This window comes from Streptomyces sp. PCS3-D2, from assembly GCF_000612545.2.
Classification (GTDB): domain Bacteria; phylum Actinomycetota; class Actinomycetes; order Streptomycetales; family Streptomycetaceae; genus Streptomyces.
Genome location: NZ_CP097800.1, coordinates 6,428,180 through 6,437,500, shown reverse-complemented (window position 1 = coordinate 6,437,500; position 9,321 = coordinate 6,428,180). Strand labels below are relative to the sequence as shown.

General features: G+C 72.5%; 6 protein-coding genes and 1 rRNA gene (1 of these 7 running past the window's edge). 3 read left to right on the top strand and 4 right to left on the bottom strand.

What is annotated here, in order from left to right; translation table 11 throughout:
- Window positions 1-46: ribosomal RNA gene (locus tag AW27_RS28860) — 16S ribosomal RNA — on the bottom strand (it extends 1,478 nt beyond the left edge of the window).
- Between the two features lie 742 nt (window positions 47-788).
- Between AW27_RS28860 and AW27_RS28855 the strand changes: the two genes are divergently transcribed.
- Both AW27_RS28855 and ptsP read left to right on the top strand, forming a co-directional pair.
- Complete coding sequence (locus tag AW27_RS28855; RefSeq protein ID WP_037926384.1) at window positions 789-1,238, top strand: PTS sugar transporter subunit IIA; 450 nt, start codon at window positions 789-791, stop codon at window positions 1,236-1,238.
- A 75-nt stretch (window positions 1,239-1,313) separates the two neighbouring features.
- Complete coding sequence (gene ptsP, locus AW27_RS28850) at window positions 1,314-2,984, top strand: phosphoenolpyruvate--protein phosphotransferase (protein ID WP_037926381.1); 1,671 nt, start codon at window positions 1,314-1,316, stop codon at window positions 2,982-2,984.
- Between the two features lie 58 nt (window positions 2,985-3,042).
- Here ptsP and AW27_RS28845 read toward each other — a convergent pair whose 3' ends face one another.
- Both AW27_RS28845 and AW27_RS28840 read right to left on the bottom strand, forming a co-directional pair.
- Window positions 3,043-4,005, bottom strand: coding sequence for a hypothetical protein (locus tag AW27_RS28845; RefSeq protein WP_037926379.1), 963 nt, complete (start codon window positions 4,003-4,005; stop codon window positions 3,043-3,045).
- A 64-nt stretch (window positions 4,006-4,069) separates the two neighbouring features.
- Window positions 4,070-6,052, bottom strand: a complete 1,983-nt coding sequence (locus tag AW27_RS28840; protein WP_037926376.1) for an acetoacetate--CoA ligase — start codon at window positions 6,050-6,052, stop codon at window positions 4,070-4,072.
- A 218-nt stretch (window positions 6,053-6,270) separates the two neighbouring features.
- On the opposite strand from AW27_RS28840, the gene AW27_RS28835 reads away from it, so the two are divergent.
- On the top strand, window positions 6,271-8,655 hold the full coding sequence (locus AW27_RS28835) for a glycoside hydrolase family 31 protein (protein ID WP_037926373.1): 2,385 nt from the start codon (window positions 6,271-6,273) through the stop codon (window positions 8,653-8,655).
- Between the two features lie 151 nt (window positions 8,656-8,806).
- On the opposite strand, the gene AW27_RS28830 is transcribed toward AW27_RS28835, so the two are convergent.
- Window positions 8,807-9,316: an NUDIX domain-containing protein gene (locus tag AW27_RS28830; RefSeq protein WP_037926370.1), complete on the bottom strand. Its 510-nt coding sequence runs from the start codon at window positions 9,314-9,316 to the stop codon at window positions 8,807-8,809.
- Window positions 9,317-9,321: the final 5 nt, after the last annotated feature.

Genomic DNA, 9,321 nt, shown 5'->3' with positions numbered 1-9,321 from the left:
CACGCCGCCAGCGTTCGTCCTGAGCCAGGATCAAACTCTCCATGAATGTTTACCCGTAATCGGGTGCACACACACGAAAGAGCGGGCCAGTCACGGTCGGAATAAGACCGACTGACCACAACGTCCTCGCTGTGTTTAATTACCTGCCCGCACCCGAAGGCCGAACAGGACTTTTCAAAGGAACCTCATCCACCGAAGTGGACGGGGTATCAACTTCTGGCGTTGATTTTTGGCACGCTGTTGAGTTCTCAAGGAACGGACGCTTCCTTTGTACTCACCCCAGCGACACTCGCTGTGGCTTTCCTCCGGGCTTTCGTTCTGCTGTCTTGCGTTTCCGACTCTATCAGACTCTTTCGTGTCCGATTTCCTCGGCGCTTTCCAGGTTTCCGCTTTCGCGTTTCCCTTTCCGGCGGTTCCGACTATATCAGCGAATTCCCTTCTCTCTAACCATTCTCCGCATGACCGAAAGGGCAGGCGAAGGAGGATGAGAGAGGTGGACCGAAGCTGAAGAGAGGGATGCCCGTCAGCTGCCGTTCGCGAGAAGTTCACGCGGGGCGTCCTGGCGGGAGTCACGACAGTACAGGCCGGGGGGTGCCCAAGCAAATCGATTCAGGCGTATGGTCTAGTCCACCGGTCTAGTCCACTAGTCTCCGTGCGGAAGCGTCAGTCCGGATCGGGACCTACACCGGACGAACCCGTACAACTGGTGACTTATCCTTCAGAAGAGTACGCCGTTCGCGACAGTCAGTGACGGCGACACCGAAAGCCCCACCCCTGGGAGGCCCCTCATGACCAGCGTGACGTCCCCTCTTGCCGGTCGCGCCATCGGACTCGCGGCAGTGCCGGATCCGGTGTTCTCCGGCGCGATGGTGGGACCGGGCACCGCCATCGACCCCGTGCGCGAGCCCTCGGAGGCGGTGGCTCCCGTCGACGGCGTGGTCGTTTCCCTGCACCCGCACGCGTATGTGGTGGTGGACGGCGAGGGCCACGGTGTACTCACGCACCTCGGCATCGACACGGTCCAGCTCAACGGCGAGGGCTTCGAGCTGCTCGTCAGCAAGGGCGACACCGTGACCCGCGGCCAGGCGGTCATCCGTTGGAACCCCGCTGCCGTCGAGGCGCTCGGCAAGTCCCCGATCTGTCCCGTCGTGGCGTTGGAGGCGACGGCCGAGTCCCTGTCCGATCTCGTCGAGTCCGGCGACGTCAAGGCTGACGACGCGCTCTTCAGCTGGCAGTGACCCTTCCGCCCGCAAGGGGCGCGACGGACATCCACCGCGGCGGCCAGGGCCGCCGCCCAATCGGAGACGGGTGAAATGGAGACAACGCTGCGAGGCGTCGGCGTGAGCCACGGGGTGGCGATCGGCGAGGTGCGGCACATGGGCACGGCGGTTCTCGAGCCGCCGGCCAGGCAGATCACCGCTGACGAGGCGGCGCGCGAACAGGGGCGCGCCCGCCAGGCCGTGAGTGCCGTCGCGGCCGACCTGATCGCGCGTGGCCAGCTGGCCGGTGGCGAGGCCCAGCACGTGCTGGAGGCCCAGGCGATGATCGCCGAGGACCCCGAGCTGATGGCGGACGTCAACCGGCGGATCGCCGTCGGCAGCACCGCCGAGCGCGGTGTGTACGACGCCTTCGCCGCCTACCGCGACCTGCTCGCGGGAGCCGGGGAGTACATGGCCGGCCGGGTGGCCGACCTGGACGACGTGCGCAACCGGATCGTGGCGCGGCTGCTCGGCGTGCCGATGCCCGGTGTGCCCGACAGCGACGAGCCCTACGTGCTGATCGCGCGTGACCTGGCCCCGGCGGACACGGCCCTGCTCGACCCGACCCTCGTCCTCGGCTTCGTGACCGAGGAGGGCGGGCCGACCAGCCACAGCGCGATCCTGGCCCGGGCACTGGGCGTGCCGGCGATCGTGGCGCTGCCGGGGGCCGGCGAGATCGCCGAAGGCACCGTGATCGCGGTGGACGGCAGCACGGGCGACCTGTTCGTCGCGCCGTCCGCGGAGAAGCGGGCCGAGCTGGAGGCCTCGGCAGCCGAGCGCAGGGCGGCGCTGGCCGCCTCCTCCGGTCCCGGCGCCACCTCCGACGGTCACCGGGTGCCGCTGCTGGCCAACGTCGGCGGGCCTGCGGACGTGCCGGCTGCCGTAGAGGCCGGAGCCGAGGGGGTGGGCCTGTTCCGGACGGAGTTCCTGTTCCTGGACGACAGCAAGAAGGCTCCGTCCGAGGAGAAGCAGATCGAGTCCTACCGCAAGGTGCTCGAAGCCTTCCCCGATGGCCGGGTCGTCGTCCGCGTACTCGATGCGGGCGCCGACAAGCCGCTGGACTTCCTGACGCCGGCCGACGAACCGAATCCGGCTCTGGGTGTGCGCGGGCTGCGCTCGCTGCTGGACCACCCGGAGGTGCTGCGCACGCAGCTCACCGCGCTGGCGAAGGCGGCAGAGGGCCTGCCGGTGCACCTTGAGGTCATGGCCCCCATGGTGGCCGACCGCGCGGATGCGAAGGCTTTCGCCGACGCCTGCCGTGAGGCCGGTCTCCAGGCGAAGTTCGGCGCGATGGTGGAGATCCCCTCTGCCGCGCTGCGCGCGCGCTCGATCCTCCAGGAGGTCGAGTTCCTGTCGCTCGGGACGAACGACCTGGCGCAGTACGCCTTCGCCGCCGACCGGCAGGTCGGCGCCGTCTCCCGGCTCCAGGACCCCTGGCAGCCGGCGCTGCTCGACCTGATCGCCATGTCGGCCGAGGCCGCCAAGGCGGAGGGCAAGAGCTGCGGTGTCTGTGGCGAGGCCGCCTCCGACCCGTTGCTGGCCTGTGTGCTGACCGGTCTGGGTGTCACCTCCCTGTCGATGGGTGCCGCCTCGATCCCCTACGTCAGGGCGACGCTGGCCAAGCACACGCTGGCCCAGTGTGAGCGCGCAGCGGCCGCGGCCCGTGCGGCGGACAGTGCCGAGGAGGCCCGCGCGGCCGCCCAGGCGGTGCTCTCCGGCGAGTAGGCCGGAGCCGCGTCGTGTGGACCGAGGGGCCCCGCCGGTGGCGGGGCCCCTCGGCGTTTCAGTGGTGCGGGCCGGGGGCGTCGACCTCGTACCCGGGGCAGTACTCGACGCCTGGTTCCGGGGAAACGAGGTCTCCGGTGCCGGCGTCGGTGCAGTAGGCGTCGAAGACCGAGGCCGCCGAGAGTGCCGTGAGGCGGCCGCGGTCGAGGCGCCAGCCGTGGACCCGGTCCCCACGGCCCTCGGTGGTACTGCGCATCACCAGTCCCCCGGGTCCGCCGAGGGCGAGCCCCGCGGCCAGGACGGTCACGAAGGCGAGGCTCTCGCGGTCGTCGATGTACGGCGGGGTGTCGGGCTCGCCGCCGCAGTCGGCGTGCAGCACGGCGACGAGCTGCTCCTCCTCGGTCGGGATGCTGCACACGAAGTGGTGGTGGCCCGGTCCGGCACCGGCCACGAGGCGTTCCAGCGTGTCGGCGGCGCGGTCGAAGGACGCGTGGCCGATGTCGTCCCCGCAGTCCGCGCAGCGGCCCGCCCGCGCGAGGACCGCGGTGGCGTACTCCCAGGTGGCGCGGCGGACGGCTGCGTCGACGAGGAGGGGCACGAGCTCGTCGAGGGGCTGGCCCGTGTAGGGCAGGGCGGTCCCGCTGCCGGTCAATTCCGCGGTGAAGCGGGTGCGGGTCTCGGAGGTGTCCGGGTCCAGGCCGTTCTCCCCGCAGTACTCGGCGTACTCGCCGGGGTCGAACAGCACCACGGTGGTGTGGATGCCCCGGGCCGAGAGGGACCGGAGCAGGCCGTCGACGTGGTGGAGGTAGTCGGTGTAGTCGGCCGGGTGGTCGAAGCCGAAGCTGCGGTAGCCGCACATGGCCGCGAAGTCCTGGGAGTCGGTCAGGAGGCCGACGGTGCTGGGGACCTCGCGGCGCAGTGCGCGGCGCCGCGCGGTGCTGCGGCTGCGGCTGCGGTGGCCTCTGGTACCGGCACCGGTGTCCGCAGCGGTACCGGTGCCGGTGTCGTTCCTGTGTGGCATGGCTGTCTCCCCCTGAGTGCGATCCCTTGCTCACTCAGCGTAATCAACGCCACTGACAGTGACCTCAGCCGCGGGTGCGGGTGCGGGCCAGTTCCTCGTAGAACCCGAGGAGGCCGATGTTGTCGACGGAGCCGGGGTTGACCGCCTTGGCGAGCGGTGTGCCCTGGAGGAGCCGCTTGACCGGGACCTCGATGCGCTTGCCGGTGAGGGTGTGCGGGATGCCCGGCACCTCGATGATCTCGTCGGGGACGTGGCGGGGGGAGAGTTCCTCGCGGATCGTCGCCTTGATCCTGGCGCGCAGGCCGTCGTCCAGGGCTGCGCCGGGGGTGAGGTGGACGAAGAGCGGCATCCAGTACCCGCCATTGGGCTCTTCCAGGCCGATGACCAGGGACTCCTTGATCTCGGGGAGCCGTTCGACGGCCTCGTAGATGTCGGCGGAGCCCATCCGGACGCCCTGGCGGTTGAGCGTGGAGTCGGAGCGGCCGTGGATGACCACCGAACCGTGGTCGGTGATCGTGATCCAGTCCCCGTGACGCCAGACGCCCGGGAACATCTCGAAGTAGCTGTCGCGGTAGCGGCTGCCGTCGGGGTCGTTCCAGAAGTGGATCGGCATCGACGGCATGGGGTTGGTGACGACGAGTTCGCCCACTTCGCCGATGACGGGCTTGCCCGACGGGTCCCAGGACTGGAGGTCCGTTCCGAGGCAGGGCGCCTGGAGCTCCCCGATGTGCACGGGGAGGGTGGGGACGGCCCCCGCGAAGCAGCTGCAGACGTCGGTGCCGCCGCTGACCGAGGCGATCCAGAGATCGTCGGCCACCTCGTCGTGGAGCCAGCGGAAGCCGTCCGGCGGGAGCGGGGAGCCCGTGGTCGCCACGCACTTCACCGCGGAGAGGTCGAAGTCGCGGGAGGGGTGGACCCCGGCCTTGCGGCAGGCCATCACATAGGCGGCGGACGTGCCGTAGAGGGTGGCCCGGGTGCGTTCGGCGATGCGCCACTGGGCGCCGGTGTCCGGATAGCCGGGGCTGCCGTCGTAGAGGACGACCGTCGTACCGGTGAGGAGTCCGGAGACGAGGAAGTTCCACATCATCCAGCCGGTGGAGGTGTACCAGAAGAACCGGTCCTCCGGGCCGAGGTCGCAGTGCAGGCCGAGCTGCTTGAGGTGTTCGAGGAGGATGCCGCCCTGGGACTGCACGATCGCCTTGGGCAGGCCGGTCGTGCCGGAGGAGTACAGCACCCAGAGGGGGTGGTCGAAGGGGACCGGCTCGAAGACGGGCTCGGTGTCCGCGGCGGTGAGGGCGGACCAGTCCAGGGCGCCTTCCGGGGCGGGGGTGCCGAGGAGCGGGATGTGTACGACGGCGCGCAGCGTGGGGAGCTCGGCCCGGAGCTCGGCGACGGCCTCGCGGCGGTCGTGCTCCTTGCCGCCGTAGCGGTACCCGTCCACGGTGAACAGCACGACGGGTTCGACCTGCTGGAAGCGGTCGAGCACGCTGCGGGCGCCGAAGTCGGGGGCGCAGGAGGTCCACACTCCGCCGACCGCGGCGGTGGCGAGGAGGGCCACGGCCGCCTCGGGGATGTTGGGGAGGTAGCCGCTGACCCGGTCGCCGGGGCGTACGCCGAGGGCGCGCAGTTCGGCGGCGAGGGCGCCGACCTGCCTGCGGAGTTCGGCCCAGGTGACGGGCACGGGCTCGTGGGTCTCGTCCACGTACAGCAGGGCGGGCACGTCGGCGCGGGCCGGATCCTCCGCGGCGCGCAGCGCGTGCTCGGCGTAGTTGAGGGTGGCTCCGGTGAACCACTGGGCCCCGGGCATGGACCGATCGGCGAGGACGGCCTCGTACGGAGTGGTGAAGCGGACGTCGAACCACTCGGCGACGGCCTGCCAGAAGGTGTCGAGCTCGTCGACGGACCAGCGGTGCAGGGCCGGGTAGCCGCCGTCCGCCGGGGCTCCGAAGCGTGTCGCGGCCCAGGCCTGGAAGGCGGTGATCCGGGCCGCGGCGATCCGGTCGGGGCCCGGCGCCCAGAGGGGTTCCGGCTGGGTGGCTGAGGTCATGGATCGGCTCCCGGTCAAGTCTGCGGCTCGCGCTTCGTGTGCGTACGGTTCCGTCGCGCGGGGGTGCGCGCGGCGGCTCACAGGGACGATGCCATGTGATCGACGGCTGCACCAGGGCGGACCTGGCCGGTCGGGTGAGCGGTGGGAGGTGCCGCCGGTGGGTGAACGGCAGTTGAACGCCGTCCCTTCCGCCGGGGGCCGGTGGCAGGGTGAGCGGCATGGACGGTCGTGATCTGGTGCGTGCGGTGAAGGACATCGGTACGGAGCGCGGTCGGCGCGCCTGGCGCTCGGCCTGGCGGCGGCGGCGCGCGGACGCCGAGGGGCTCCCGCGCCGGGGCGCGGAGCGGGCGAGGGTGCCGGGGCTGCTGGTCGGCACGGAGCCCCGGCCGGGCGGGGGCGTGCTGCGGTTCGCGCGCTCGGAGCTGGTGGTGCGGGTGATGGCGGGCGGGGTGGTGTTCTGGGCCTGGGACCGGGCCGGGGCGACGCCCTCGTACGCGGTGGTCGGGAGCGGACCCGAACCGGACCTGCGGGCCGTGCTGGAAGCGGACACCGGGGGCGGCTGGCGGGTGGTGTCGGAGCGGGTGACGGTGGCGGTGTCCCGGCACGGGGCGCTGGAGGTGCGCACGCCGGGCGGGACGGTGCTGCGGCGGGAGTCGCCGCCGCGGTGGTGGGAGCCGGTTCCTCCGGGCGGGGAGGCCGCGGAGGGGGCGTGCTCGGGAGGGGGCGGGGGGCGGTGGGCGGTGCGCAGCGAGGTGGCGGCGGACGCGCGGTTCTTCGGGCTGGGTGGACGGGCGGCGGGTCCGCGGCTCCGGGACGGGACGTACCGGCTGTGGAACACCGACCCCAAGGGGGGCTTCGGGCCGGGCGTCGATCCGCTGTACCTCACGATGCCGGTGCAGATGGTCGTGGCCGACGCGGGCACCCACCTGGTCTTCCACGACAACTGCTGGGACGGCCGGGTGGTGCTGCGCGAGGGCGAGGAGGGCATCGGGTCGGGGCAGGACCGCCCCGGGTCGAGCGAGCTGCGCATGGAGGGCGGGCCGCTGCGGTGCTGGGTGCTGGTGGGGACACCGGCGCGGGTCCTCCAGGGCTGGTCGGGCCTGACGGGCGGGGCCGCGGTGCCGCCGGCATGGGCGCTGGGGTACCAGCACGCGCGGTGGGGCTTCGGGAGCGCTGCGGAGGTGCGGCGGGTGGTCGCCGGCTACGCCTCGCGCGGGCTCGCGCTCTCGGCCGTACACCTGGACATCGACCACTACGACGGGCACCGAGTGTTCACAGTGGACGCGGACCGCTTCCCGGATCTGCCGGGACTGGCCCGGGAGCTGCGGGAGCAGGGGGTGCGGCTGGTCTCGATCGTGGACCCGGCCGTCAAGGCGGGTGACGCGCTGCACGCGGCCGGGCTGACGGTGGGGTCGGGAGGCGCCTTCGTACGGGACGGGCGCGGCCGGGAAGTGCGCGGTGAGGTCTGGCCGGGCGAGTGCGCCTATCCGGACTTCACGGATCCGGAGGTGCGGGAGTGGTGGGGCGGACTGTACGAGGAACGCCTCGCCCAGGGCTTCTCCGGCTTCTGGCACGACATGAACGAGCCGGTGTCCTTCACTGCGTTCGGGGACGCCACGCTGCCGCGATCGGCGCGCCACGCGATGGACGGGGCGGGCGGCGACCACCGCGCGGGCCACAACGTGTACGCGCTGGGCATGGCGCGGGCCGGCTGGGAGGGCCTCGTGCGGCTGCGGCCCGCGGAGCGGCCGTTCCTATTCTCCCGGTCGGGCTGGGCGGGCATGCAGCGGTACGGGGGCACCTGGTCGGGCGACGTGGAGACCAGTTGGGACGGATTGCGCGCCTCACTGGCGCTGGTGCTGGGCATGGGCCTGTGCGGGGTGCCGTATTCGGGGCCGGACGTGGGCGGGTTCGGCGGTTCGCCGTCGCCGGAGCTGTACGTGCGGTGGCTGCAACTGGGCGCGTACCTGCCGTTGTTCCGCACACATTCGGCGATCTGGGCGGGGCGGCGGGAGCCGTGGGAGTTCGGTGCGGAGGTGGAGGAGCAGGCGCGGGCGGTGATGGCGGAACGGGAGCGGCTGCGGCCGTACTTCGTGAGTCTGGCGCACATGGCGCGGCGGACGGGCGCACCGTATGTGCGGCCGGTGTGGTGGGGGGCGCCGGAGGACCGGCGGCTGCGGGACTGCGAGGACTCGTTCCTGCTGGGTGACGCGCTGCTGATTGCGCCGGTGCTGGAGTGCGGGGCGGACCGGCGGGCGGTACGGCTGCCGCGGGGCCGGTGGTACGACACGGCGACCGGGGTCGCCTACGAGGGGCCGGGGCAGATCCTGCTGGACGCCCCGCAGGGCAGGATCCCGGTGCTGGCACGGGCGGGTGCGCTGCTGCCGGTGCGGTCGGGGTCGCCATCGCACGACGGGGTGGAACTGGAGGTCTGGGCCCCGGCTCGGGGCCGTACGGGCGGCGGGGTGGTGGTCCGGGACCCGGGGCCGGGCTTCGGGCTCGGCGAGGTCGAGCGGTACACCGTGCGGTGGGCCGGGGACGCGGTGGTGGTGGAGGACCAGGCCGGGACGGAGGTGGACGACGTCGTGGTGCGGGGACTGTAGCCGGGCGGCCGGGCGGCCGGGCGGCTCGAAGGGCCGCGGCCGGACGGTGCGGGCGGCTGCGGCTCGGGGAACGGACTCCGCACCGGCGGCCGACGGGGCCGACGGGGCCGACGGGGCCGACGGGGCCGACGGGGCCGACGGGGCCGACGGCTCAGGCGTAGCGGCCCGCGAACCAGGAGGCCGCCGCCCGGGTGTGCAGGGGGAAGGCCAGCGCCGCCGGGGCGCGCAGGACGTGCCAGCCCGTGGTCTCGTCCGTCGGCTTCGAGGGGGGCAGCGTGTCGGCGGGGCGGGGCGGGAGGAGCCCGAAGAGGAGGAGGTGGCCGGCCGGGGAGCTCAGGGCGTCGGCCAGGGTGACGTCCGAGGCGGGGGCGGTGATCCCGGTCTCCTCGCGCAGCTCGCGGACGACGGCGTCACGCCAGTCCTCGCCGAAGTCGATGAAGCCGCCGGGCAGGGCGATGCCGCCGAGGGCAGGTTCGATCGTCCTGGTGATGACCACGAGGCCGGTGCCGTCCGCGTCCTCAACGGGGAGCAGGGTGACGGCCACGGGGAGGGGGTTGCGGTAGGACCTGGCACCGCACGACGGGCAGGTGCGGGGCCAGCCGGTCGTGCCGTACGGCGTTCCGCAGGTGGAGCAGTGCGAGTCCCTCAGGTGTTCCGACATGCCGT

What these genes read in the sequence shown, in the direction of transcription:
- AW27_RS28855 (WP_037926384.1), top strand. Translation starts at nt 789, where the DNA reads ATGACCAGCGTGACGTCCCCTCTTGCCGGTCGCGCCATCGGACTCGCG.
- AW27_RS28830 (WP_037926370.1), bottom strand. Translation starts at nt 9,316, where the DNA reads ATGTCGGAACACCTGAGGGACTCGCACTGCTCCACCTGCGGAACGCCG.
- AW27_RS28835 (WP_037926373.1), top strand. Translation starts at nt 6,271, where the DNA reads ATGGACGGTCGTGATCTGGTGCGTGCGGTGAAGGACATCGGTACGGAG.
- ptsP (WP_037926381.1), top strand. Translation starts at nt 1,314, where the DNA reads ATGGAGACAACGCTGCGAGGCGTCGGCGTGAGCCACGGGGTGGCGATC.
- AW27_RS28840 (WP_037926376.1), bottom strand. Translation starts at nt 6,052, where the DNA reads ATGACCTCAGCCACCCAGCCGGAACCCCTCTGGGCGCCGGGCCCCGAC.
- AW27_RS28845 (WP_037926379.1), bottom strand. Translation starts at nt 4,005, where the DNA reads ATGCCACACAGGAACGACACCGGCACCGGTACCGCTGCGGACACCGGT.